Origin of the sequence: Paenibacillus sp. P32E, assembly GCF_001909085.1 — a bacterium.
Taxonomy (GTDB): domain Bacteria; phylum Bacillota; class Bacilli; order Paenibacillales; family Paenibacillaceae; genus Paenibacillus_AQ; species Paenibacillus_AQ helianthi.
In genome coordinates this window covers 178,755-201,651 of record NZ_LVYY01000007.1, presented here as the reverse complement: position 1 = coordinate 201,651, position 22,897 = coordinate 178,755, and the positions used below count along the sequence as shown (strand labels likewise).

Annotated in this window: 33 protein-coding genes; 26 read left to right on the top strand and 7 right to left on the bottom strand. The window is 46.9% G+C overall.

Annotated features, from left to right (window positions below; all coding sequences use genetic code 11):
• Nucleotides 1-517: transposase (locus A3848_RS08810; protein ID WP_143192364.1), on the top strand; the 517-nt coding region annotated here is incomplete at its 5' end.
• A gap of 176 nt (nt 518-693) precedes the next feature.
• On the opposite strand, the gene A3848_RS32205 is transcribed toward A3848_RS08810, so the two are convergent.
• The gene (locus A3848_RS32205; RefSeq protein WP_178381942.1) at nt 694-1,590 is read right to left on the bottom strand and encodes a hypothetical protein; all 897 of its coding nucleotides are present in this window, start codon (nt 1,588-1,590) and stop codon (nt 694-696) included.
• A 214-nt stretch (nt 1,591-1,804) separates the two neighbouring features.
• Here A3848_RS32205 and A3848_RS08800 point away from each other — a divergent pair, with 214 nt between their 5' ends.
• The 4 genes from A3848_RS08800 (at nt 1,805) to A3848_RS31670 (ending at nt 3,158) form a co-directional block, all read left to right on the top strand.
• Nucleotides 1,805-2,002 (top strand): hypothetical protein, encoded by a 198-nt coding sequence (locus A3848_RS08800; RefSeq protein WP_074084572.1) that lies wholly within the window; start codon nt 1,805-1,807, stop codon nt 2,000-2,002.
• 58 nt (nt 2,003-2,060) lie between these two features.
• Nucleotides 2,061-2,294 (top strand): hypothetical protein, encoded by a 234-nt coding sequence (locus A3848_RS08795; protein ID WP_178381941.1) that lies wholly within the window; start codon nt 2,061-2,063, stop codon nt 2,292-2,294.
• A 12-nt stretch (nt 2,295-2,306) separates the two neighbouring features.
• Nucleotides 2,307-2,780 (top strand): YhjD family protein, encoded by a 474-nt coding sequence (locus A3848_RS08790; protein ID WP_074084570.1) that lies wholly within the window; start codon nt 2,307-2,309, stop codon nt 2,778-2,780.
• 147 nt (nt 2,781-2,927) lie between these two features.
• Nucleotides 2,928-3,158, top strand: a complete 231-nt coding sequence (locus A3848_RS31670; RefSeq protein WP_143186138.1) for a hypothetical protein — start codon at nt 2,928-2,930, stop codon at nt 3,156-3,158.
• 57 nt (nt 3,159-3,215) lie between these two features.
• On the opposite strand, the gene A3848_RS08780 is transcribed toward A3848_RS31670, so the two are convergent.
• Both A3848_RS08780 and A3848_RS33550 read right to left on the bottom strand, forming a co-directional pair.
• Nucleotides 3,216-3,452 carry a hypothetical protein gene (locus A3848_RS08780; protein WP_074084569.1) on the bottom strand — a complete coding sequence of 79 codons (237 nt, stop codon included), beginning with the start codon at nt 3,450-3,452 and terminating at the stop codon, nt 3,216-3,218.
• A complete protein-coding gene (locus tag A3848_RS33550) occupies nt 3,449-3,628 on the bottom strand; it encodes a DUF7667 family protein (RefSeq protein ID WP_483874429.1) in 180 nt (59 codons plus the stop codon). The genes A3848_RS08780 and A3848_RS33550 overlap by 4 nt, the downstream gene beginning before the upstream one ends.
• A gap of 510 nt (nt 3,629-4,138) precedes the next feature.
• On the opposite strand from A3848_RS33550, the gene A3848_RS08775 reads away from it, so the two are divergent.
• From A3848_RS08775 to A3848_RS08765, 3 genes are all read left to right on the top strand, one after another.
• A complete protein-coding gene (locus A3848_RS08775) occupies nt 4,139-4,357 on the top strand; it encodes a helix-turn-helix domain-containing protein (protein ID WP_074084568.1) in 219 nt (72 codons plus the stop codon).
• 495 nt (nt 4,358-4,852) lie between these two features.
• On the top strand, nt 4,853-5,212 hold the full coding sequence (locus A3848_RS08770) for a YmaF family protein (protein ID WP_074084567.1): 360 nt from the start codon (nt 4,853-4,855) through the stop codon (nt 5,210-5,212).
• Nucleotides 5,213-5,570: 358 nt separating this feature from the next.
• Entirely contained in the window at nt 5,571-5,834 is a 264-nt protein-coding gene (locus tag A3848_RS08765) for a hypothetical protein (RefSeq protein WP_074084566.1), read from the top strand.
• Nucleotides 5,835-5,945: 111 nt separating this feature from the next.
• Here the strand turns inward: A3848_RS08765 and A3848_RS08760 are convergent, their stop codons facing one another.
• A complete protein-coding gene (locus A3848_RS08760; RefSeq protein ID WP_074084565.1) occupies nt 5,946-6,164 on the bottom strand; it encodes a hypothetical protein in 219 nt (72 codons plus the stop codon).
• A 412-nt stretch (nt 6,165-6,576) separates the two neighbouring features.
• Between A3848_RS08760 and A3848_RS08755 the strand changes: the two genes are divergently transcribed.
• From A3848_RS08755 to A3848_RS08740, 4 genes are all read left to right on the top strand, one after another.
• The gene (locus A3848_RS08755; protein ID WP_074084564.1) at nt 6,577-6,804 is read left to right on the top strand and encodes a hypothetical protein; all 228 of its coding nucleotides are present in this window, start codon (nt 6,577-6,579) and stop codon (nt 6,802-6,804) included.
• 106 nt (nt 6,805-6,910) lie between these two features.
• Nucleotides 6,911-7,096: a hypothetical protein gene (locus A3848_RS08750; protein WP_074084563.1), complete on the top strand. Its 186-nt coding sequence runs from the start codon at nt 6,911-6,913 to the stop codon at nt 7,094-7,096.
• A gap of 126 nt (nt 7,097-7,222) precedes the next feature.
• The gene (locus tag A3848_RS08745; protein WP_074084562.1) at nt 7,223-7,441 is read left to right on the top strand and encodes a hypothetical protein; all 219 of its coding nucleotides are present in this window, start codon (nt 7,223-7,225) and stop codon (nt 7,439-7,441) included.
• A gap of 115 nt (nt 7,442-7,556) precedes the next feature.
• Complete coding sequence (locus A3848_RS08740) at nt 7,557-8,021, top strand: hypothetical protein (protein WP_074084561.1); 465 nt, start codon at nt 7,557-7,559, stop codon at nt 8,019-8,021.
• A gap of 95 nt (nt 8,022-8,116) precedes the next feature.
• Here A3848_RS08740 and A3848_RS08735 read toward each other — a convergent pair whose 3' ends face one another.
• From A3848_RS08735 to lexA, 3 genes are all read right to left on the bottom strand, one after another.
• Nucleotides 8,117-8,494 carry a hypothetical protein gene (locus tag A3848_RS08735; protein WP_074084560.1) on the bottom strand — a complete coding sequence of 126 codons (378 nt, stop codon included), beginning with the start codon at nt 8,492-8,494 and terminating at the stop codon, nt 8,117-8,119.
• Nucleotides 8,495-8,646: 152 nt separating this feature from the next.
• The gene (locus A3848_RS08730) at nt 8,647-8,985 is read right to left on the bottom strand and encodes a L,D-transpeptidase (RefSeq protein ID WP_074084559.1); all 339 of its coding nucleotides are present in this window, start codon (nt 8,983-8,985) and stop codon (nt 8,647-8,649) included.
• A 237-nt stretch (nt 8,986-9,222) separates the two neighbouring features.
• The gene (lexA, locus tag A3848_RS08725; RefSeq protein ID WP_025704214.1) at nt 9,223-9,849 is read right to left on the bottom strand and encodes a transcriptional repressor LexA; all 627 of its coding nucleotides are present in this window, start codon (nt 9,847-9,849) and stop codon (nt 9,223-9,225) included.
• A gap of 239 nt (nt 9,850-10,088) precedes the next feature.
• Here lexA and A3848_RS08720 point away from each other — a divergent pair, with 239 nt between their 5' ends.
• The 14 genes from A3848_RS08720 to A3848_RS08655 all read left to right on the top strand — a co-directional run bounded on the left by A3848_RS08720 (nt 10,089) and on the right by A3848_RS08655 (nt 22,892).
• On the top strand, nt 10,089-10,502 hold the full coding sequence (locus A3848_RS08720; protein WP_074084558.1) for a LysM peptidoglycan-binding domain-containing protein: 414 nt from the start codon (nt 10,089-10,091) through the stop codon (nt 10,500-10,502).
• 110 nt (nt 10,503-10,612) lie between these two features.
• The gene (locus A3848_RS08715) at nt 10,613-10,786 is read left to right on the top strand and encodes a DUF896 domain-containing protein (RefSeq protein WP_074084557.1); all 174 of its coding nucleotides are present in this window, start codon (nt 10,613-10,615) and stop codon (nt 10,784-10,786) included.
• A gap of 84 nt (nt 10,787-10,870) precedes the next feature.
• Entirely contained in the window at nt 10,871-11,398 is a 528-nt protein-coding gene (locus A3848_RS08710) for a hypothetical protein (RefSeq protein WP_074084556.1), read from the top strand.
• A gap of 36 nt (nt 11,399-11,434) precedes the next feature.
• Nucleotides 11,435-12,220, top strand: a complete 786-nt coding sequence (locus tag A3848_RS08705; RefSeq protein WP_074084555.1) for an HAD family hydrolase — start codon at nt 11,435-11,437, stop codon at nt 12,218-12,220.
• Between the two features lie 223 nt (nt 12,221-12,443).
• Nucleotides 12,444-12,866, top strand: a complete 423-nt coding sequence (locus A3848_RS08700; protein WP_074084554.1) for a FixH family protein — start codon at nt 12,444-12,446, stop codon at nt 12,864-12,866.
• 186 nt (nt 12,867-13,052) lie between these two features.
• Nucleotides 13,053-16,430, top strand: a complete 3,378-nt coding sequence (gene metH / locus A3848_RS08695; RefSeq protein ID WP_371916086.1) for a methionine synthase — start codon at nt 13,053-13,055, stop codon at nt 16,428-16,430.
• A gap of 198 nt (nt 16,431-16,628) precedes the next feature.
• On the top strand, nt 16,629-17,591 hold the full coding sequence (gene rnz, locus A3848_RS08690) for a ribonuclease Z (protein ID WP_074084552.1): 963 nt from the start codon (nt 16,629-16,631) through the stop codon (nt 17,589-17,591).
• A 300-nt stretch (nt 17,592-17,891) separates the two neighbouring features.
• The gene (locus tag A3848_RS08685; protein WP_074084551.1) at nt 17,892-18,680 is read left to right on the top strand and encodes a TIGR01457 family HAD-type hydrolase; all 789 of its coding nucleotides are present in this window, start codon (nt 17,892-17,894) and stop codon (nt 18,678-18,680) included.
• Between the two features lie 45 nt (nt 18,681-18,725).
• Nucleotides 18,726-19,541, top strand: coding sequence for an Fpg/Nei family DNA glycosylase (locus A3848_RS08680; RefSeq protein ID WP_074084550.1), 816 nt, complete (start codon nt 18,726-18,728; stop codon nt 19,539-19,541).
• The gene (locus A3848_RS08675) at nt 19,531-20,385 is read left to right on the top strand and encodes a deoxyribonuclease IV (RefSeq protein ID WP_074084549.1); all 855 of its coding nucleotides are present in this window, start codon (nt 19,531-19,533) and stop codon (nt 20,383-20,385) included. Before A3848_RS08680 ends, A3848_RS08675 begins: the two co-directional genes overlap by 11 nt.
• Nucleotides 20,382-20,726 carry a cyclic-phosphate processing receiver domain-containing protein gene (locus A3848_RS08670; protein WP_074084548.1) on the top strand — a complete coding sequence of 115 codons (345 nt, stop codon included), beginning with the start codon at nt 20,382-20,384 and terminating at the stop codon, nt 20,724-20,726. Before A3848_RS08675 ends, A3848_RS08670 begins: the two co-directional genes overlap by 4 nt.
• Complete coding sequence (locus A3848_RS08665; RefSeq protein WP_074084547.1) at nt 20,723-21,046, top strand: thioredoxin family protein; 324 nt, start codon at nt 20,723-20,725, stop codon at nt 21,044-21,046. The genes A3848_RS08670 and A3848_RS08665 overlap by 4 nt, the downstream gene beginning before the upstream one ends.
• Nucleotides 21,046-21,828 carry an ABC transporter ATP-binding protein gene (locus A3848_RS08660; RefSeq protein ID WP_074084546.1) on the top strand — a complete coding sequence of 261 codons (783 nt, stop codon included), beginning with the start codon at nt 21,046-21,048 and terminating at the stop codon, nt 21,826-21,828. The genes A3848_RS08665 and A3848_RS08660 overlap by 1 nt, the downstream gene beginning before the upstream one ends.
• Entirely contained in the window at nt 21,825-22,892 is a 1,068-nt protein-coding gene (locus A3848_RS08655) for an SAM-dependent methyltransferase (RefSeq protein ID WP_074084545.1), read from the top strand. The genes A3848_RS08660 and A3848_RS08655 overlap by 4 nt, the downstream gene beginning before the upstream one ends.
• Nucleotides 22,893-22,897: the final 5 nt, after the last annotated feature.

The following is a 22,897-nucleotide window of genomic DNA, read 5'->3' as shown; positions in this document are numbered from 1 at the left end:
CTTGCTTATGGGTATACCTGGGATATCTGTACTAAGCGCCTTGACCATCCTCGCTGAGGTCGGAGATATTTCACGTTTCTCCTCTCCCAAAAAATTGGCTTCATACAGTGGGTTGGTCCCTTCGGTCCATCAATCGGGGAAAACGTACTATACCGGTAACATTACCAAGGAAGGCCGGAGTACACTGCGTTGGATTCTGGTCCAGTGTGCCCAACGAGCGGTACAAAGCCCTGGAAAATTGCGTTTGTTTTATCTAGCGCTGAAGGAAAAAAAGGGGCATAAGGTTGCGATTGTTGCGACTGCTCGTAAACTTCTCCACGTCATTTGGGCGGTGTTAAGTCGTAAAGAAGAATACAGGGATCTGCGGCGAGACCTGCTTGAACGCAAGCTCAAGCGTATGGAAAAAAACGCGAATGAATACGCTATGCCCGAGCTGAGCGAAGTTGTTGAAGCGCTTGAAATGATGTCAGAAGAACCGATAGTAACGAGTGAGGAATGGCTTGGAGGAGTCGGATAGAAGATGAACCCAAAGCTATAAGCTAAACCAGGCTAAAAAAACAAAGTAGCCTGGTTTAGCTTAGTGTTGGCATTTTTAGGTTTAGTTGGACTTAGTTCCTTTATTCGCAAATTGGGACTTGCAGTTTTTCATAGGTGAGAGGACGGGGGCTTACCGCCCCCTCCTACTCGATTTGTTTATTCTGCTGCTGTGTATTCACTTACTTCATAGGTAAGGATCTTATCAAAGACAACATAATTTTTACGTTTTTTAAAGGGGCCTTTATTGTTTGTGTGCTTGTCAATCGCATACATACCAGGTCCTCTTCCTGCATCACGGTTATCGTACCAGGTTAAAAAGGCATTAACTTCAGCAATGGGTAGGTCATATTCCTTTTCAACTCCATTAATAAGAGTAATCGTGAGAATAGCTCTATCACCAGTCGGTTGTTCTGGTGTAGTTGTTGGTTTCGGAGTTGTAGTGGCTGTAGGAGTTGGAGATGGTGTAGCAGTTGGTGTAACCGTTGGTGTTGGTGTAGCCGTAGGTGTAGGAGACGGTGCTGTTGTCGGTGTTGCTGTAGGTGTTTCTGTTGGTTCAGGGGTAGGGGGGATTACTGAACCCCAAAAGTCAACTTCATAAAGACTAAGTGCACCCGTTGTTGATTTGTTAACTACAACAATGGATTTTACCCCGGAATATGTAGTCCCTAAACTTGTCAAAACACCAGTTGTAACAATATCAGAGCGTGTTGCTATAATTTTATTTTGACTATCCAAAAAATTGATTTCAACCTTTTCAGAAGCATAATAAGATTTAAAGAAATATGAGCTTATATTCGCTGTCCCCCGAGATCCTAAGTCAAATTGAATTGAATTATCGGTACCTCCATTTGATAAGCCCTTGCCAGTATTTACGTTATTATCTGTAATAGAGCTAATGGTACCGCGGTAAGTATAAGTTTGAGTACGAAGATCCCAATCTCCATTATTTACAGCATAACCATTAAAAATACCACCAGTTTGAGCGAAGGCACCGTTTAAAGGAATTACAGTGAAAATAAGTAGAAACATAAGAACAATCTTCATTCTTTTCATTTGTTTAGTTGCACTCCTTAGTATGTATTATAAATACCCACTTTACAAAACTTAACAAGGGTTGTCTAAACATTTATGTCTATATCTGCAATAAAGTGAGCGAAGTCAATTGTTTTCTTTTTTATCCCAATCAAAGAATATCTTTCTCATTGTATAAGGAACATATGTTTGGTTATAATACAAACAAACGTTCTTATTTTTTGGAGGCGATCACATGAAAATGGGTATCGGCCAAACCATCGAAATTATATACCAGGATAAAGCGGGTAAGATTACGCAGCGGAAAATCGAAGTTAACGGCATCTGTGACGGCCGTATTCGGGCTACCTGCCTGACCACCGGAGCGCCGCGCGTATTCTTAACTGCCAGCATACTTTCCTGGAGGCTGGTAGTAGAGAAGCGGCATGCTTGATGATACCCCACGTAAGCTGCTGCGGATCTTATCTCAGTTCAGATATCACTTCAAAAGGATGCCAAACATCAAGGAGCTGGGACGATTGAGCGGACGGCGGCCAGTGGAGATCACAAAGGCGTTTAAAGTCCTGGCCGCCGAAAATTACATACAATGGAGCGTATCCATGCCTATCCAGACAGCATCCATCCTTGAGGGCTGGGAACGTAACGTTCCATACGACACCTCCCAGGAACGAGGCGTACAGAACGGCAGAGAGGGGAATAACATTGATTACTGGTTGTATCATTAAGGAGGGGTCACAGTGACCAAACTGGAGGGGAACGAGCGGTGGAAAAGCAAAATGATCATGACTGAACATGTCGAACAGTTCGAGGGGCAGCAACGCGAATCTGTAGATAAATTGATCACGATTGACGAGCGGACGATGGTACGCGACCTCATTTTGCTTCCTTACATAGATACAATGGTTGGCAAGAGCCTGAAAGAGATCGAACAATCCAACAACATCCTTAAACGGGCTTATCTGATGGCCGATCAAGCTATTCAGCGCCGCATCATACAAGATACCTATCAGTTGCAGCGGGAGCTGAAGCAGCGGAATATGAAGGTGCTTACGGATGAGCAAAAGGAATTCTTGGTGTATCATAAAATCTTATGCCGTGGATACCAGGAGCGGTTTGGAATGACCCGGGATGTTATGCGTACAGAGATTAGTCTGCGGTTGACCAACTATACAGCGGATCTTGGAGACTTATTAAAAGATAACTTTAAATAAGTAAAACTCTTCAGAAATTATACTGATGGACTTATACTGTATGCTGGATTGGTACAAGAGATACTTACATAATGTGTAAAACGTCATATTTTTTCATAGGTCTTTAGATATATCCTTTTAGGTGAATATTACTAGGAGGTATATAAATTGAAATATTTTAAAAGATTAACTGTCATCTTATTAATTGCAGTTATGTCCCTAAGTTTCATGAGTTCAGCATCTGCAAGGGTTTATGTTCACGGGTATACTAAGAAAAATGGGACTTATGTGGCTCCGCATTACCGGTCAGATCCAGATCATAGTTTTAACAACAACTGGAGCACCAAGGGTAATACTAATCCTACAAACGGAAAAAAAGGAACCAAGACGCATCCATAATAGAATCTCCGGTTGAAAACGACCTGCAGACCATTAAGGCCAACAAGGCGTTTTTTGTTATACTTCAAACTCCTCCCATCCTCGTGGCAATGGGTCATCATATGCTTCTTCTAATCCTTCTGATTCAATGTTAATTAATAGTGGTTCGTTAATATCCACCAGCGCACCTATATGTTTAGGTCCTCCCTGAAAAGTTCCTACAGCGATAATCTTCCCCTGCCGACCGCCAAAACCACTCTCATGTCCTTCGATGATCCGAACAACTAGCCCGGGCTTTAGCTTCTGCAGCATCATAGTTTTGGTGCCCTCCCAGTTAGCCGAAGGGCTTTTTCACGGATCTGGAGTTCACTCAGCCATTCTGTGTCCTGTATGACTGCTGCCGTGTTTGTGAGCTGCCGTAGCTTCAGAGTATCCCAGCAATACCGTTCATTGACGGACAGACATTGCAGCAGCTCCGGACAGTGCTCGATTGTGAGTTTGCCGGCTTATGCAGGTGGTAAAACTCTGCAAGCCTTACGTGTACGGGCAACATTACCACTTCACCAGCAGTATAATGATGTTTGCAATACTTATAGTTAGGGCGGCATAGGTCATAACCGAGGTGATTTTTTGTTTAACGGTCACGTTTCATCGCTCCTTATCGTTATGTTATAATCGAGAGGGAAAGGCGCCCCTTGTATTTCATCCCCCTACGCCTTAGCCCCTTTCGGGGCCAAGGTTTCGGGTTTTCCTACTTGGTGAGCAGGACGATGAGGGTGAGTATCGAGTTAATCTGGACGATGATTGCAGTCACTGTCTTGATTGTTTCAACCTGATACTCTTTACGCCTTTCTTTTCTCGTTTTATCCAATGTGTTCGCCTCCTTTCTTATCTTAATTATATACGAAAAACGTATATTAATTAACGATAAACGTATAAAAATATTCGGTGTTCGTTGAATTTTATACGTAAATCGAGTATATTTTAGGTGAGGTGAGCATATGTTAAGACTCAAACTGGACAAGCTACTTTATGAAAAAAGGCTAAATGCAAACCAACTATCTAAAACGACAGGAATACGGTACCCTACTATCTCAGATATGGCTGATAATAAATCGAAAGCTTGGTCCCCGGAAAATCTCAACAAGATTATGATTGCTTTAGGATTGAAAGACATTTCTGAATTGATTGAGTATGTAAAAGAGCCGCCACAGGAGTAATCCTGGACGGCTCAATTTTTATAGCTTTAATATGACTCAAAAGTAGTGCCCACATAAACGCCCACAAAATGCCCACATATAATAGAAGTAAGGCAGTATATTTAGAAAGTTACCTCTCTTAGTTCCCTTTTGTTCAAGGCATTCAGCAGCGTTCAGATGGATCTAAAAAGGCCAAACTGTAAACCGCACACAAGTACACGAATGGGAAAGAGATCAATACATGACTCTTTACTAGGATGAAGCAGCCCTTGGCGCCGTTGGCGTCGAGGTTTTTTTTGTTTGTGCATGTGGAGTTTTAAGAACCCTTCAAAAGGCGGCGCCCATAAAATGCCTACAAAATCAAAGCAAACTTCGATTTTAATACCCAATTAGGGGTACAAAATGAAATGAATTGATGTTGTAAAAAATCTTTTGGATTTTAACGGTTGCCTAACACATACATGCCCTTGCCTCAATAGGATGTTATTGTTTACTACTATAAGGAGGCAGGTACGAATGCAGAAAAAAAATCCTATACTAAAGAAAGTAAGATCTGCTAAATTGACGCAGAGGCATGTCCATGAATTTGAGGGTAGTACCAAACTGGCGGAAGAAGGAGCAGATCGACATAACCATCGGTTCGCAGGCGTTACGGGGCAAGCGATTCGGGTAGGAAAAAGCCATGTTCATGAAATTGATCTCACTAAAACGGATTTCTTAAACCATTTTCATAATCTCAAAAAGATTCGGACGGGGCCGGCGATTTCGGTTGGTAATGGCAAGCATGTCCATTTTGTTACGGGTCTCACTACTTTAAATGATGGCCATCAGCACCAATTTAATTTTGCCACTTTGATTCAAGAACCGCTTATTTAAAATGATCATTGCCCCGTCAGTGTAATGGCGGGGTTTTAATGGTGGGTGCGCTTAATAAGGAAGAGGGAAAATGAGTATTTTATTAATGTGGATGGGCTTCTGGCGTATCGGTGATGTACTATTCATTCACAGAATGTCCGAAATCAATTATACTTAGGCTGTTATTTACTTCTGATCACAAGCGTAAAGGGTTTCACGATCAAGCCGTTCTAAAGGCGGGACGATCAAGCTGTCTATGAATCTTATATAGAATTGTTTACTGATCATTGGGATTTCGCTGGCCACCTTAGTGGAGCTTAAGGCGAAAATAAAGTTTCATTGATTGCAGCCGTGAATAATAGTGTGAGGAGTGAATCCTGTGAAAAGTGAATATCTCCAATATTTTGGCGGTTTGTTATTGGTGGCGGGATTAATTGTCTCTATTCCAATAGCAGTCGACGCAGAAAGTGTACTGACTGGTGTGTATATAGCTATGTGGTCGTCTATTGCGGGAATGTTTTTTATTGGTTTTGGGGAGTTGCTCCGTTCTATACTGCGGATTGAACATCGGATCGCGGGTCCACGTCCCCGCTTTGATCCACTGACCGGGCAGTATGTAGATACCCCGCGCGACAAGCACTAACCGATTCAACTTAAAAAATACGCGGATAACTAGATAGGGAACAATTGTTCGTAAATGGATATCGCTAAATAAATGAAAAGCCCCGTTTGCCGGGGCGCTTTAAGTTCTGAGTTAAGAATTTGCATATTTTATTATTTCATCAGGGATCTCGGTTTCGCCTAGAATTGATTCAACGGCTTTCCAGGCTTCTGCGAACTGTTTACCGGTATAATGGGTGCGGTTGCTGGCCGGGTTTGAGAGTGACATGTCAAAAACGATATACTCGCCTTCCTCCTCGATCACCCTAAAGCTGACGGCACGGTCTTTTTTTTGTATCCGTACTTCTTCCAATGTGCATCCTCCTCATATCCAATCTGGGAACAAACTACCTTAGTCTTATCAAATCACGGGCAGAAAGGCAAGCAAAGTCATGAAAATGACACGCATATCCGCGGAAGCACATCATTTTGAACGAATACCAAAAAAAGAAGAATAATGTTTTTGACAAAATAAGCCTGCTAAATCGTTTACATATTGTTCCATGCGGCTGTATACTACCTATAGAATGAAATATGACCCGCATGCATATTTTTGTGGTTCAGCTCTGATTATTGGGATGATAATCGTGGTACTATGTAGGTGATTATTTGTTATTGTAGTGTAATACTTGTCCGAACGGATTTGCTGCTTGGGATTCGTACATAATTGCTTGAAAATGTGTAATTTATGAGCAGTGGGAAACAGTAGATAAGGAGGAGCTGTTTTGAAATCAACATATAAGGTTCTGACGAGCGATGCCGATTTGTTCGCGGCAGCTCTCGCACAAGTGAAGGTATACGTTGTTCAATTGATTGAAGGCAAGCCGCATGTCATAGCAGATTATGCCGGTCCTGTTCAGAGATGGACGCCTGAAGATGTACTTGTTGCAGGAATGTGTTACAGCCGGGAAGGGTTTGAGTTCAGAGTCCGTGTGCCAAAGAAGCAAGAATGACGGACAAGTTCAACGTTAGTCCAGATCAGTTGACAGCCTGGGTATACAGGTAAACCATTCCAAGTGTCGAATTAATAGAATAGATAGAAATAGGAGGTGGTTCATTGTGAGTGCAGTTCATTATGAGCTTCAATATGTGAATGGACAAATTGAAGAGCTGGAATCCACATTCAAGACGGCGGAGGAAGCACGGGCACATCTGAAATCTAGTGGACTTACAGAATGGATTATGGCGGGCGGCAAACACATTAATCCGGCGAATGTGATCTCTATAAAGGTCAAGGAAGCTTAACCTGACTCTGAGAGCTGCTGAAAAGCGGCTCTTTCGTTTTATGATCTGTTATTGTTGCCAGATAACACATACCAATGTGTCTGCTCTTGCATCTCTTATACTATAAAACGTAAAAGAGGTGTAATGATGACAGAACGCGAACGTGCGAGAATCCGCAGAGCTATCAGTTTGCTGCGGACACAAAGAGCTATTTTGCTGGAAAGACTGGAAGAAATCAATGAAAACTTGCGCCGGGTGCCAAACCCAAGCCGTGCCAGACGTGAGCTGCTGGCTGCGAGAGCTTCCATACGGGAAGCGTTACGCTTAAACGCTGCGGCTATCCGATTGCTTAGAAGTGTGCTGTAAGGTTTAATGCTTAGATCTTAACCTTTAAAAGAAGTCTTGGAATCTAAGGCATCCCCCGGGATGCCTTTTCATAGGTGTGAAACCGGTTATCTTACATAAGTGGAAGGTGATAGAGATGGAAAAAGATGAAGATGTTACAGTGATGAATATTTCTAGGGAAGATGTGGAAAAGGGAAGACTGGAGAATTATTTACGGGAATTCAAGAAGTATGAGAAAAAGAAAATGCGCGGGAAGGTAAAGCTCATATTTAACGGGTATGAGCAGGATCGCAGGGAGATTTATCAGATCCGTGAGATTACGAATTGGGTGGATCGTCTGCTGAAAAATGTTCCTCACTTGTTCTACTTTTTAAGCAGGGAGAATTATAGTATGCGCATTGTCTTTTTCTGCTTATCTGAAGTGGTAGGGCGCTCTGGGGTAGAAGTGTCGATCACCAAGGAACAGGGCCGAAGATTGATTGAGAAAGTTGCCAAAAGTGCAGTAGTCTACGCCAGGAAGCTGAAGGAGCCGGAAGAGGTGCAGCTTGTACTGGCTAAAGGCATTCTGGATGAGCTTGGATATGAGCAGACTCAGCAATAAGAACAATGTGCTCCCGGGTCGTGAGTGGTATAAGCCTGAGATTCACCGGGAGACATTATCCGTCTATTACTTCAATATGTAATCATAAACAGGTTTTACATGAAGTTGAAGGACGTTATTTGCTCGGCATAGACAATCAGCTGCTTATATTCAATTTCAGTTCCAAAGCTGGCGAAAGGCCGTACAATTACATTATCCAAAACTACAAAATTGTAATTGAAAGTCTTTTCAGGATGCTCAGCACCCAAGTAGGAAATGTATTCATCAACGATGACATCGTCCATCAATGATTTGAGGTTAAATACATCCTCATTACTGCTGGTGTTCGAAGCTACGTTGCCTTGAATGCTGCCGAAGGCAGTAAGGATATTGACTCTGCGTTCCCCATGATTATTGTTCAGTAAAAGATTGGAGAGCTTACCTAATGCGTCGACCTTGAAGTCGACATGGGTTCTTATTTTGGATTGATTCAAACCAGACACTTCCTTTCAAGATTTAATTTACCAATATACAGGTTTCGACATATTACTCCGCTTTTCCTGTTTGTATGCAAAATAAATGTTTGAACATGAAGGACACCTAGTGAGACGTTGATAAATGTCTCGCTAAGGTGTCCTTTGTGCAGTTATTCCCGAATAGTTACGCGGGTTCCAATGGGAACTGTTGCTGCGAGGGATAACACATCTTCATTGTACATGCGAATACAGCCATGGGAGACCTTTTTACCGATGGAGGAAGGGTCATTGGTTCCGTGAATCCCATAATGGGGTTTGGATAGGCCCATCCAAAAAACTCCGAAAGGGCCGCCGGGGTTTTTCTGTTTGTTGATAATGGTATATTCTCCAACTGGAGAAACGGACAGCATCTTGCCTATGCCGACAGGAAAACCTCTAATTACAGTGTCATTGTCCAGAAGATACAGCATTCGCTGTGACAGATCGATAATGATTCGATAATTGGGCATTTTGATCAACACTCCTTTTATGATCAGGATATGAGTGGAGTGTAGAGAGAGTTCTGGAAAATTAGATAGAAAACCTATAGCGAACAGTTGTTCCCCTTCGGTTAATCAGGCAGAGGGTAACAATATAGGCCAACTATTAGTACTAAATAGTGTAAAGAAAACAATTGGTAGATTGGAGGAAAATGAAAAAACTGTTCCGCTATTGAGCGGAACAGTTATAAATGAGACGGGGACTTACTAATGAATATCGCGGAATAGGCCGATAACTCTGCCCAGAATCGTAACTCGATTCAGACGTAGAGGCTCATAAGCCGGATTCTCCGGCTGCAGACGGATATGGTCACGTTCTTTGTAGAAGGTCTTAACTGTTGCTTCATCTTCTTCAGTCATGGCAACGACGATATCGCCATTATCTGCTGTCTGCTGTTGGCGGACGATTACATAGTCACCATTCATAATGCCAGCGTCGACCATACTGTCACCAAGAACAGACAGCATGAACACTTTGTTATCACCTACATAATGAGTAGGCAGTGGAAAGTAGTCCTCGATATTCTCTGTTGCTGTAATCGGTACCCCGGCGGTAACCTTTCCAACGACTGGAATGCGTGTTACCGTCTGAACAAATTGATGAACATTCTCGGAATCCTCTTGTCCCAGCAGTTCTATTGCACGCGGTTTCGTTGGATCACGGCGGATAAGCCCTTTCTTCTCCAACCGGTCCAGGTGACCGTGTACCGTGGAGCTGGAAGCCAGTCCTACAGCTTCACCGATTTCCCGGACAGAAGGCGGATACCCCTTGCTGCGGACTTCGTTACGAATAAATTCCAGGATCGCCAGTTGACGACTCGAAATCTTTGACATCGGAATCAACCCCATATACTATGTTTGGGAAAATTATAACATAGAACTTCCGTTCGTACAAACATAAGTTCTAAAACGATCGGGAATGGCAGCTGGAGAATGGAAAAGCGGAGTGGATATAACAGAAAAAGAGGTTCGAAGAATAAGGGAACAATTGTTCGAAAAAAGTATTGATCAAAACACATGTTCGTGTTATATTAATTTCGAAAGTAAGAACAAGTGTTTGGAGGTCGGTTAATATGTTAAAGTACAGCACATACCGTAGTATTTACGACGAGGTTCATGAGGACCAAACAGCGAGAGCCCGTTCTGCATACAATGATAGACTAGATATGAAGAATCTTCTTTCCTCTTTAACAGCACCTTGCCGCAGATTGCTCCGCCAGGACACAATTGTAAAGCTGGCCTTGATTTTTCTGTTAGTGATTTCCGGATTTACTGTGGTAGGCAATGTTTTTGCGGGATCGGTGTTGTCGGCCAAGCAGGAGAAGAGGGTTGTTGTTGAACGCGGGGATACACTTTGGAGCATAGCACTTAAGAATAAACCGGCTCATATGAAAACGGCTGTATATATAGAAGGAATCAAACGGACGAGCGGTCTTAAGAACAGCAATATCCAAGCCGGCGATGTGCTGAGTTTACCTGTATATTAATACTGATAGAGTACCTATAGATGGATACCAGGAGCTTTCAGGGGGTAGACCTTGACAAGCTCTTTTTCTCATGGCAAAGTTAGAATGAATTTATAGGGGAGGGGAACATATTGAACATTGACGAATTGGTCGCCCGCATCAATGAATTAGCGCGCAAACAGAAGAGTGACGGCCTGAATGAAGAGGAGCTTACGGAAAGAGCCAAGCTTCGCGAGATCTACCTGGGTAATATCCGCAGTAACTTCCGTGCTCAACTTAATAATATTGAAATTGTGGACAAATAAGCGCATGAACAAGGCAACAAGGCAGGAGTTAATGATGCTCTGTTCCTTTTCATAGATATTATAGGATGACTAGGGGGAACTGACATGGCCCGTTCTTGGGAAAGAATGGTTCAACGCAACACACAGCAAATCAACAAGCAACGCAAGAAGCAAGGGAAAGATTCCATCTATGCATCAACCACTTCTGCCGCTGCAAAGAGCAGCGATATTTTTAAAGGCCGCAATATTGTATTTCCGGTAATATTGTTGATGCTTGGCATCATGTTCTGGGTAGTTGGTTCCATAGATGAAGCTAAAGGCAGCGGCATTCTTGCCAACTGGCTGGGAGTGGTACTGTATTTCCTGCTTGCGGCACTGCTGTTTTTCCGCCGTCCATATTTGAAGGTTGAACGTGCCAGACTTGCCACCATTAAATACAACCGTGAGCGTCAGCTTCCAGCAGCGGATATTGAAAAAATTACCGTTACCCGTGGTGCAGTTTCCATTAAGTATAAAGGTAAACGCACACAGTGGGTATTCTCCAGGCTGTTCAACCGTTATGACATTAATGCAATGGGTGAGCGTCTGGAGCAGTTCGCCAAGCAGAATCATGTAGAATATGTGAACGAATAGAAAGATACGTCCTGCATAGGGAGAGGGAGAACTATAATGCCGATTTCCGCCGTACTCTTTGACCTTGATGACACACTGCTCTGGGATGAGCGTAGCGTTGAAGAAGCATTTCGTTATGCCAGTGAAGCAGCAGGTGAATCCGTCGATCCTAAGGAACTGGAAGCAGCTGTCCGCAGGGAAGCGAGGAATCTGTATGAATCATATGAAACGTTTCCGTTCACCAAGCTGATTGGGATCAATCCTTTTGAAGCGCTGTGGGGGAATTTTACAGCAGGTGAACAGCTTGAATTCCGGAAGATGGAGCAGCTTGCTCCTGTCTACCGTAACGAATCCTGGCGCCGCGGGCTGGCAGCACTGGGTGTGGAGGATGAAGCGCTGGCTGCAGAGCTGGCTGCTAAATTTGCCGCAGAACGCCGAAGCCACCCATACATGTATGAAGAAACGCTGCATGTACTGGATCAGCTCAAGGGTAAGGTGAAGCTGCTGCTCTTGACGAACGGGTGTCCTGCATTGCAGCAGGAGAAGCTGGATGGTGTGCCTGCGTTGATTCCGTACTTTGACCATATTGTGATTTCAGGCAATTTCGGTAAAGGCAAACCGGACAAAGGGATATTTACACATGCGATGGAACTGCTTGATATTTCGCCGGAGGAAGGAATTATGGTTGGCGACAAGCTGACTACTGATATCCTTGGCGGTCTTGGCGCAGGCCTGACTACCGTATGGATTAACCGCACCGGTAAAGAAACTGATCCTGAAATTACACCGGACTATCAGATTGGTCATCTTAGTGAGCTTCTTCCGCTTGTGAAATCTTTATAGTATCTCTTCCAAAAACCGTTATCCTGATCAAATGGGGATGCGGTTTTTTTAGCATGTAAATAAATCTCGTGTGTATCAGTGGCGATGTGACCATTCTCACAAATTGGGGCGGGAAAAAGAGTTGGATTACTGATTATCTGAATATTATGTGTATAATAGAAAAGAAATGCTTCACAGATATGTCAGTATGATATTAACCTACCTTGATTCGGAGGGATTCCAAATGATCCATCAAAGGAAGCTGGCAGCATTTTTATCGGTAATGATTACAGTAGCTCTTTCAGGCTGTTCAGGAGGCGGGAAGACGGAGAGTCATATGCATACTGTGGCAAACATGTCTATGGAGCCTATAAAAGTAGAGTTGAATTGGAGCCCCCAGCAGGTTACTGCAGGCCAGAAGGTGAGTTTTGAAGCGCTGGTGACACAGGAAGGCGAACCAGTGAATGATGCAAAAGAGGTTCTTTTTGAAATCAGAAGTAACAGCAATACGGACAAGAAGTTGGAGTTCGCTGGGGAAGCAGCAGGGGATGGTACATATAAGGCTGAAGGAATAGTAGAAACAGCTGGCGAGTTTACGGTGACTTCCCATGTAACTGCTCGGACACAGCATTCTATGCCCAGTAAAAAGCTTGTGGTTCAGCCATAATACAACAAAACCTAAGGCGGGGGGCTGCCGCCAGCAATAACAGATAATGTAGATTGGAAAGGAAGGCTTTTCGAATTCCTTATATTCTGCTAAACTTACTCTAATGTTTTACTGGGGGGATAGAAAGTGGCTAAATTCACACTTGCTGAAAGCTTACAACAGCGCATACTGATTCTTGATGGAGCAATGGGTACGATGATTCAACAGGTGCCGCTTACCGGTGCGGATTTTGGCGGAGAAGAGCTTGACGGTTGTAATGAAATGCTGGTGCTCACCCGGCCTGAGGTCATACAGGATATTCATGAGAAATATCTGGAAGCCGGTGCGGATTTAATTGAGACGAATACTTTCGGTGCGACTTCTGTCGTGCTGGCCGAATATGATATTCCACAGCGGGCACGCGAGATCAATCTCGAAGCCGCCAGACTGGCCCGGAATGCCGTAGACAAATATGATACAGCTGACCATCCGCGCTATGTTATCGGGGCTATGGGACCAACAACGAAGACCCTTTCAGTGACTGGTGGTGTCACATTCCATGAACTTGTGAAGAGCTATGAGGAACAGGCGGTCGCGCTGATCGACGGGAAAGTGGATGCGCTGCTGCTCGAAACTTCCCAGGATACACTCAATGTGAAGGCGGGAAGTATCGGCATCCGCAATGCTTTTGAGCAGACGGGGGTAATGCTGCCGGTCATGATCTCCGGGACGATAGAACCGATGGGGACTACACTTGCCGGGCAGAACATTGAAGCTTTTTACATTTCACTGGAGCATTTGAAACCTATCTCCATCGGGCTCAACTGTGCGACCGGACCTGAGTTTATGCGTGACCATATCCGTTCACTCTCGGCAATCTCCTCAGCAGCAGTAAGCTGCTATCCGAATGCAGGTCTGCCCGACGAAAACGGTAATTATCACGAGTCGCCGGATTCTCTTGCCCGTAAGCTTGCCGGTTTTGCCGAGAAGGGCTGGCTCAATATTGCCGGGGGTTGCTGCGGAACCACACCGGACCATATCCGTGCAATGGCTGAGGCGCTTGCGGTGTATCCGCCCCGTGGTCTGGATGGACAGCATCCGCCGGCACTTTCCGGGATTGAGCCTGTATATATTGAGAGTGACAACCGCCCGTATATGGTGGGTGAACGCACGAATGTTCTTGGCTCGCGGAAGTTCAAGCGGCTGATTGTGGAGGGGAAATATGAAGAAGCTTCCGAAATCGCCCGGGCTCAGGTGAAGAGTGGTGCACAAGTGATAGATGTCTGTGTTCAGGACCCGGACCGTGATGAGAGTGAAGATATCAAGAAATTTCTGGAACTGGTGGTCAAAAAGGTAAAGGTTCCGCTTATGATTGATACCACCGATCCCAAGGTAATTGATCTGGCACTACAGTACTGCCAGGGCAAGGCGATCATTAACTCCATTAATCTTGAAGATGGTGAAGAAAAATTCGAGCTGGTCACTCCGCTGATCCATAAATATGGCGCTGCCATTGTTGTGGGCACCATAGATGAAACGGGACAGGCTATTAAAGCTACGGATAAGCTGGAAGTTGCGAAACGTTCTTACGAGCTGCTGGTTAATAAGTATGGTCTGGCGCCGGAGGATCTGATTTTTGATACACTGGTATTTCCTGTAGGTACCGGGGATGAGCAGTATATCGGTTCCGCCAAGGAGACAATCGACGGTATCCGTCTAATCAAGGAAGCCCTTCCTGAGGTGCATACCATCCTGGGTATAAGCAATGTCTCGTTTGGTCTGCCTGAAGCGGGTCGCGAGGTGCTTAACTCGGTATTCCTCTATGAATGCACTAAGGCCGGACTGGACTATGCCATCGTGAATACGGAAAAGGTAGAGCGGTATGCCTCCATTTCAGAACAGGACCGTTATCTGGCTGAGCAGTTGATCTATAATACAAATGATGATACGTTGTCCGCATTCGTTGCCGCTTTTCGCGGGAAGAAGGTGGAGAAGAAGGAGAAAATCTCCAGTCTCTCCTTGGAGGAGCGCTTGGCCTCCTATGTAGTGGAAGGGACCAAAGAAGGCTTGATTCCCGATCTGAACGAAGCTCTGAACAAGTCGGGTCCGCTGGAGATCATTAACGGTCCGTTGATGGCTGGAATGTCTGAAGTTGGCAGACTGTTCAACAACAATGAGCTGATTGTTGCAGAAGTGCTGCAAAGCGCTGAAGTGATGAAGGCGTCTGTCAACCATTTGGAACAGTTCATGCAGAAGGATGAGACATCTGTAAAGGGTAAGATCATGCTGGCTACGGTTAAGGGTGATGTGCATGACATCGGTAAAAATCTGGTGGAGATCATCCTCTCCAATAATGGTTACGAGATTATCAATCTGGGTATAAAAGTACCACCGGAGAATATCATCGAAGCGTTTCGGCGGGAAAAAGCGGATGCGATTGGCCTGTCCGGCTTGCTCGTGAAGTCGGCGCAGCAAATGGTGCTGACTGCTCAGGATTTGCGTACCGCAGGTATCGATGTGCCGATCATGGTTGGCGGCGCTGCATTGACACGCAAGTTCACCAAGACACGTATCCGGCCGGAATATGACGGTCTGGTGCTCTATGCCAAGGACGCCATGGACGGCCTGGATATCGCCAACCGGTTGATGAATCCGGATGAACGTTTGAAAATTGAAGAGGAAGTGCGCCTTGAAGCTGAGGCGGCGGTAGCCGTGGCTCCACAGCAGGAGCTGCCAGTGCTGACAAGGGCGGTCCGTTCCAAGATTTCGGCGGATGCTCCGGTCTTTACGCCGCCTGATCTGGAGCGGCATGTCCTGCGCAATTACCCGTTAGGACATATTATTCCTTATGTAAATATGCAGATGCTGCTGGGTCATCATCTTGGACTGAAGGGTTCAGTGGAAGCTCAGCTTGCTGCTGGTGACCAACGCACAGTGGAACTCAAGGAGACCGTGGATAACATTCTGCATAAAGCGATGCTGGAAGGTACGATAACTCCGCAAGCCATGTATCAATTTTTCCCGGCTCAAGGGAATGGCAATGACATTCTGATCTACGATCCGCAGGATACAGCCAAGGTACTCCATACCTTCACTTTCCCCCGACAGAATGTGGAGCCTTATCTATGTCTGGCAGACTTCTTGAAATCCGTTGACAGCGGAATTATGGATTATGTCGGTTTCCTGGTGGTTACGGCAGGTCATGGTGTCCGCGAAATGTCGGCTGAATTGAAGGACAAAGGCGATTATCTGCGTTCCCACGCCCTGCAGGCGGTTGCGCTGGAGGTAGCTGAAGGTTTAGCGGAGCGCGTTCATCATATGATACGGGATACATGGGGGTTCCCGGACCCGGCGGATATGACCATGAAGCAAAGACACGGAGCCCGGTATCAAGGCATTCGCGTATCCTTCGGTTATCCTGCTTGCCCGGATCTGGAGGATCAGGGACCTCTATTCAAGCTGCTGTCACCTGAGGACATTGGTGTCGAGCTTACTGAAGGCTTCATGATGGAGCCCGAAGCTTCGGTGTCGGCGATGGTGTTCGCGCACCCGGAAGCGCAGTATTTTAATGTGGAGAAGCAATAAGCTTCCGTCCGGTATACTCATTCTGTAGGGATTGCACCCTATTAGAGCGGAACCTCCCGTAACCGGGAGGTTTTTTGCTGGAGCTATACGTTTACCGGAAAGATGATTTTTTGTCCCAAAAAGGGTAAAATTCTCTGCATGAGATTCTGCTCTACAGCATTTGAAGCGTTTTTAAAAATATAGAGAGGAGGAGCATGAGTGGAAATATACTTTTTGGGTACAAATGCCGGGGTTCCAACGCTACAGAGGAATGTAACTTCGGTTGCACTCCGCTTGTTGGAAGAACGCCGAAGCTTCTGGATGTTCGATTGTGGAGAAGGTACGCAGCACCAGGTTCTACGATCCCCGCTTCGGCTGGGAAAGCTTGAAAAGCTGTTCATCACCCATCTCCATGGTGACCATCTGTTCGGATTACCGGGTCTGTTATCCAGCCGCGGATATCAAGGCGGTACAGGACCGCTTACGGTGTATGGACCTCCTGGTCTAAAAGCCTATCTGGATATCTCCTTGTCAGTCAGCCAGTCCCGGATTCCATATGCAATTGAGATTGTTGAACATAGCGGAGGCCTGATCTTTGAGGATGACAGCTTTAAGGTTGAGGCTGGATTGCTGGAACACCGGATCGACAGCTATGGTTACCGGGTGACGGAGAAAGACAGTCCGGGCAACCTGAATACAGAAATACTGCAAAGCTATGGTCTGAAACCAGGACCGCTCTATGGCTTATTAAAAAAGGGGCAAGATGTAACGAATGAGGAAGGCGTCCTGATCCGTGCAGCTGAAGTGGTGAATGCTCCGAAACGAGGCCGAATTATAACCGTCCTGGGAGATACAAGACCCTGTAAGGGGGCTTTACCGCTTGCCTTGGATGCGGATCTGATCATCCATGAGGCAACCTTTGGCCACGATCTGAAGGATATGGCTTATCAGTATCATCACAGCACTGCCGTACAGGCCGCCGAGCTGGCCCGCGATGCAGGTGGGCGGGAGTTGCTGCTGACTCATTTCAGTTCCCGCTACACTTCACAGGAAGAGCTGCTGCCGCTGCTTATGGAAGCGCAGGCAATCTTTCCTCAGACGCTGCTGGCTGAAGAGTTCGGCACCTTTCCGGTATACCGCAGATCTCCGGGAAATCCTCAGGAGAATGATCCGGGAAAGTGAATTATTTTCCGGGAAAGCGCAGGAAATGACAGTGCCATGCCAAAAAAAGACTGGCGGGGCGGGCGTTCGATAGTGTTCGACGAGGTGTGTTAAATTTTAAGGATTAGCAGGATGAAAAAGAAACGAAGAAGCAAAGATATTGGCGAAAAAGCTTCATGTTATGCGTGTGGAATACCCATAAGCCAATTCTTTTTCCATATAGAACGACTGGCTAATTGGTTGAAAGCTATAGAGGAAAACAGAAAATTAATAAGATTTAATATTAATGGAGTGAACTAAAAATAGATTAGGAGGGAAGCTATGAAATCTGTTGGGGGTTTGTTGATTGATTTGGACGGAACATTATACCACGGAGGCCGGATGATTCCCGGTGCAGATCTGCTCATTTCTTCACTTCGCAAGGCTGGAATACCTTATTTGTTTGTAACGAATAACTCTTCCCGAACTCCGGCTAGCGTAGCGGCTCATTTACGTGGAATGGGCATTGAAGCAGAGCCGCATGAGGTGTGCACTTCTTCATTGGCGGCTGCACGCTATATTGCCGGAGAATCACCAGGAGCAACTGTGGCGATACTTGGGGAAGAGGGATTGATCGAGGCCTGCCGCGAAGCGGGGCTTGCCTTGGTGACTGAAGCGCCGGAGTATGTTGTACAGGGCATTGACCGGTCTTTTACATATGATACCCTGGCACGGGCTTCCCGCTGGATTCGTGAGGGGGCAAAGTTTGTGTTAACGAACCCGGATCTGATGCTTCCCTCCGATGACGGCGTCATGCCTGGAGCAGGGACGCTGGGGGCTGCAATCGAAGCGGCAAGCGGATTTTCTCCTGTAGTCATTGGCAAACCTGAGGCGCATCTCATTACCTACGCTACGTCCCTGCTGGGAATTGATCCGGGCGAGGCCGTTGTGATTGGAGACAATATGCGCACAGATATTTCCGCAGGAGCGCGCGCAGGCTGCCGGACCATCCTTGTGCTGACGGGCCTTACGACTAGAGACAATCTGGAAGACTATCAGCGCCTTACCGGAGTGAACCCGGATGAAATTTGTGCCGATTTAGCTGAACTTATGCTTGCACTCGGTGTATAATGTCAAAGGTGTGCTTATACCTATCTACGAAGGGAAGATATCATTATGCCGGAATTGCCGGAAATGGAGAATTACAGAAAGCTGCTTAGCCAGCATCTTATAAATGTCCCAATTACAGGTGTAACCGTAAATCGGGAGAAAACGATCAATATGGAGACCGAAGAATTCACCCAGGCGCTGCTTGGGGCACGCATTGTATTTGTGGAGCGCAGAGCCAAGCATATTCTGTTCCATCTTCACGATGGCCGCAGGCTGTTGCTGCATTTGATGCTCGGAGGACTTCTGTTCTACGGGACGGAGGAAGAACGGCCTGAACGCTCAACACAGGTAGAGCTTGCATTTGGAGAGCACATTCTGTATTTTATGGGACTACGGCTGGGATACTTGCATCTGCTGTCCGTTAAGGAGAGCGAAGCGGCAATGGGCAAACTGGGGCCTGAACTGCTGGACCGGCGCATGACGCGGGAACGGTTCGCTGGACTTCTGAAAGGACGCCGGGGGGCGCTGAAGAGCCTGATGGTCAATCAGCAGGTTATGGCTGGCATTGGCAACTGCTATGCTGATGAAATCGCTTATGATGCCAAGCTCCTGCCAACAACACTAGTACAGAACCTGACACCGGAAACGGTGGGACGGCTGTATGATAGTGTACGCAAGGTGCTGACGGAAGCCACTGAAATCGGCGGCTATATGGAGATGCCGTTTATGACCGGGGATACAGTTACCGGTTCTTATAATGATCAGTGCAAAGTGTATGACCGTGAAGGCGAGCCATGTCTGCGCGGCGGGGGAACCATTGTCAAAATAGAGCTGTCCGGACGCAAGGTGTTTTATTGCCCGGATTGCCAGCATGACGAATAAGCCCAAAATTGGGGCACATGTCAGCACTCGCGGCGGATTTGGGCGTGCAGCCCGGTTTGCCTGGGAGAGCGGTGCGGCGTGTTTTCAATATTTTCCGAAGAATCCGCGCAGTCTGCGGTTGAAGCAGCTGGACTTAAGCGATGCGGAGAGCTGTGCGTCCTTTTGCCGGGATAAGGGAATGGTGTCGATCGCGCATACTCCTTATCCAACCAATCTGGCGGCCACAGCGGCATCCAGGACGATCATGGTGGAATCTCTGCTGAACGACCTGGAGATTGCCGAGGCCTGCGGTTCACTGGGCATTGTGGTTCATTTTGGACATTTTAGCGGCATAGAGCCGTTACAGGGCTATCAAAATATTATACAATGTATTAATGAAACGCTGGAAAACTGGGACGGGCAGGCCAAACTGTTGATTGAAAATCAGGCTGGCAATCATGGCAAGGAGGGCAAAACGCTGGAAGAACTGGTCAAAATCCGTGAACTAAGCCGTTACCCGGAGAAAATCGGTTTTTGCCTGGATACCTGCCATGCATTCGCCGCCGGGATCTGGAATCCGGAGCATACGGAAGAATTCATTCAACGAGGCACAGTTCTTGGCTATTGGGAGCATCTTGTGGCTGTTCATCTTAACGATTCAATGTATGCATTCGGCTTACAGAGGGACAGGCACGCTAACGTCGGCATGGGCTGTATCGGTGATGATGGCTTGCGCAGTCTGATGATTGCGGAACCTTTTCGCCGGGTAGCCATTGCTCTGGAGACCGGGAAGGGACCGGATGGAACTCACCGGCAGGAGATTGCTGCAGTACGTACGTGGTATGAAGAGGAGGGGCAGCAATGATCAATCTGTTCATGGACGACTACCGAAAACGGCCCGAGGGCTTCGCGCTGGCACGTTCTACGGAGGAATGTCTGATGCTGCTCCGTGAATGTGAAGTTGAACTCTTATCTTTGGATTATGACATGGGGCCTGATGATTATAGCGGAAGTGAAGTAGCGAAAAGAATCGTACTGGAAAAGCTGTTTCCCCGCGAAATATATCTTCATACCTCCAGTCTGCAGGGACGCCGGGAGATGTACGAAATTCTGTATCCTGCTATTCCTGCTGATGTTGGGCTCCACAATGGTCCGCTGGATCCGTCCAGACTTCTGGAGATTGCCTCAGGGGCGGTAAACGGATGATAGAGATGAATCAACAGGAGCTGCTGAAGGTACTGGAACGGGAGGGTGAACCTCTCGTTGTGTTTTTGTATACTCCGTTGTGCGGAACTTGTACAGCTGCCCGCCGTATGCTGGAGGTGGCGGAGCATCTGCTGCCGCAGGAACTATTGATTGCAACGGGGAATGTGAACATACTGCCGGTGCTGGTGAATTCTTACCAGATCTCCAGTGTGCCTGCCCTGCTGGTTGCATCGGCTGACCGCGGCAGGGAACCGGCTATTTATTATTCAATGGGCTCAGTGGAACGGGTGCTGGACTACATAAGGAGTGTGACCTCATAATGATATCATTACAACATCTGTCCCTGCGCAGAGAGCAAAGCCTCATTCTGGATGATGTGTCTCTGGAAATGAAGCAGGGCGAAAACTGGGTGATTCTGGGCCGTAACGGCTCAGGCAAAACCACGCTGCTGGAAATGATGACTGGTTATTTGTTTCCGAGCAAAGGTTCTGTCGAGGTGCTTGGCTATAAATACGGCCAGTGCGATCTGCGCGAGGTACGCAAGGAAATCGGTTATATCGGACCGTCATTGATGGAAAAGCTGTCGCTGACTGATCCCGTATGGGAGGTTGTTGCTACTGGCGCCTATGCTTATCTTCGCTTCTATCAGGATATTCCGCGTTCCGTGCATGAGCGGGCCATCCGTTTGCTGGAGGACATGAATCTCGGTGAGATGGCCAACCATCCGTTTGGAACCCTATCCCAAGGGGAACGTAAAAAGGCAATGCTGGCACGCTGCCTGATGGCTGAGCCCAAGCTTCTGATTCTGGATGAGCCCTGTGCCGGACTAGATCTGTACGAGCGTGAAAAAATGCTTGCCGAAATCGACAAGCTGAAGCAGCATAACGTATCCGTAGTATATGTTACACATCATGTTGAGGAAATTGTGCCGCTCTTTACACATGTGGCATTGATCCGGGGCGGCAAGCTGGCCGGTTCTGGTCCCAAAGAAGAAGTATTAACGAAAGAAATGATCTTGGCCACCTACGATATTCCTGCTGATATAGAATGGGATAGCGGTCGTCCCTGGATTAAAATAAGACCTGGAGGCACAACCCTTTGAGTGATTTGATAGAAGTAACTCCCCAGCAGACCTCTGCTCCGGAAGAAAAAGTACATTCACGGTATATTTGCACCGCCAACCACGGCTTTGCTCCATATGCCCAGGAAGAGCTGCGCCGCTTGTTCGGGTCGGTGAAAAGCACGCTGCTGCTGCCGGGTGAAATATTCCTGGCCACGCTGGAAGCCGAACCAGAAGAGGTGTCACGCAAACTGGCCGGCAGTCTGCCGATCTTTTTGCGGCACATTCAGCCTGTCCAGTTCCAAGACCAGGGCGACGGGGCTGCGCTGGAGCGGCTCGCTGTTTATCTGGGCCGCCGCAGCGAACTTGAAGGGATGAAGGTATCCCTGCATGTCCGGAAGGGCAGTAGCTCCTTCTGGCCGGACAGCCCAGGGGAACTGCGTGAATGGCTTCAGGAACGGCTGCAGGACCTCGGTGCGGAGTTCACCGTGCAAGATCCGGATTGGATAATTTCGGTGTATGCCGATGGTGAGGCGCTGTATGCCGGTGTTTCCCGGCCTGAGGACAACCTGTCGAGCTGGAATGGCGGCATGATCCGTTTTCGTAAAGAGGACGGGCAGATCTCAAGGGCCAAGTTCAAACTGATGGAAGCGGAAAGAGAGTTCTCGATTCCGTTCCAGAGCTTCCGGAATGCCGTGGATATTGGCGCGTCTCCGGGCGGTTGGACTTCGTTTCTGTTGGAACGGGGGCTTAAGGTGACAGCCATTGACCCGGCGCTGATGCACGAGTCGCTCCGCAAGAATTCTTCACTTAAGATTCTCCGCAAAAATGCCGGAGAAGTGAAATTCTCGGACAATGAGTTTGATTTGCTGGTCTGCGATATGAGCTGGAGTCCCAAGCTGATGGCCAAGCTGGTAACAGGGCTGCTACACAGTCTGTCACCTGGCGGAACAGCTATTGTTACGGTGAAGCTGATGCATAAGAAGCCGCTGGCGGTGATTAAGGAAATTATCGCCATGTTCGAAGGCGAGCGGATGCAGATTCAGCGGGCCAAACAGCTGTTCCATAACCGTGATGAAATTACACTTTATATGATTAAGTATTAGGAAGC

Coding starts and splice junctions, on each gene's coding strand:
- A3848_RS08795 (WP_178381941.1), top strand. CDS start 2,061: ATGCCAAACATCAAGGAGCTGGGACGATTGAGCGGACGGCGGCCAGTG.
- A3848_RS08705 (WP_074084555.1), top strand. CDS start 11,435: ATGCCGATTTCCGCCGTACTCTTTGACCTTGATGACACACTGCTCTGG.
- A3848_RS08745 (WP_074084562.1), top strand. CDS start 7,223: ATGACAGAACGCGAACGTGCGAGAATCCGCAGAGCTATCAGTTTGCTG.
- A3848_RS08710 (WP_074084556.1), top strand. CDS start 10,871: ATGGCCCGTTCTTGGGAAAGAATGGTTCAACGCAACACACAGCAAATC.
- A3848_RS08770 (WP_074084567.1), top strand. CDS start 4,853: ATGCAGAAAAAAAATCCTATACTAAAGAAAGTAAGATCTGCTAAATTG.
- A3848_RS08660 (WP_074084546.1), top strand. CDS start 21,046: ATGATATCATTACAACATCTGTCCCTGCGCAGAGAGCAAAGCCTCATT.
- A3848_RS08730 (WP_074084559.1), bottom strand. CDS start 8,985: ATGCCCAATTATCGAATCATTATCGATCTGTCACAGCGAATGCTGTAT.
- A3848_RS08665 (WP_074084547.1), top strand. CDS start 20,723: ATGATAGAGATGAATCAACAGGAGCTGCTGAAGGTACTGGAACGGGAG.
- A3848_RS32205 (WP_178381942.1), bottom strand. CDS start 1,590: ATGAAAAGAATGAAGATTGTTCTTATGTTTCTACTTATTTTCACTGTA.
- A3848_RS08700 (WP_074084554.1), top strand. CDS start 12,444: ATGATCCATCAAAGGAAGCTGGCAGCATTTTTATCGGTAATGATTACA.
- A3848_RS08675 (WP_074084549.1), top strand. CDS start 19,531: ATGACGAATAAGCCCAAAATTGGGGCACATGTCAGCACTCGCGGCGGA.
- A3848_RS08670 (WP_074084548.1), top strand. CDS start 20,382: ATGATCAATCTGTTCATGGACGACTACCGAAAACGGCCCGAGGGCTTC.
- A3848_RS08780 (WP_074084569.1), bottom strand. CDS start 3,452: ATGATGCTGCAGAAGCTAAAGCCCGGGCTAGTTGTTCGGATCATCGAA.
- A3848_RS08740 (WP_074084561.1), top strand. CDS start 7,557: ATGGAAAAAGATGAAGATGTTACAGTGATGAATATTTCTAGGGAAGAT.
- A3848_RS08680 (WP_074084550.1), top strand. CDS start 18,726: ATGCCGGAATTGCCGGAAATGGAGAATTACAGAAAGCTGCTTAGCCAG.
- A3848_RS08685 (WP_074084551.1), top strand. CDS start 17,892: ATGAAATCTGTTGGGGGTTTGTTGATTGATTTGGACGGAACATTATAC.
- lexA (WP_025704214.1), bottom strand. CDS start 9,849: ATGTCAAAGATTTCGAGTCGTCAACTGGCGATCCTGGAATTTATTCGT.
- A3848_RS08775 (WP_074084568.1), top strand. CDS start 4,139: ATGTTAAGACTCAAACTGGACAAGCTACTTTATGAAAAAAGGCTAAAT.
- A3848_RS08720 (WP_074084558.1), top strand. CDS start 10,089: ATGTTAAAGTACAGCACATACCGTAGTATTTACGACGAGGTTCATGAG.
- metH (WP_371916086.1), top strand. CDS start 13,053: ATGGGTACGATGATTCAACAGGTGCCGCTTACCGGTGCGGATTTTGGC.
- A3848_RS08800 (WP_074084572.1), top strand. CDS start 1,805: ATGAAAATGGGTATCGGCCAAACCATCGAAATTATATACCAGGATAAA.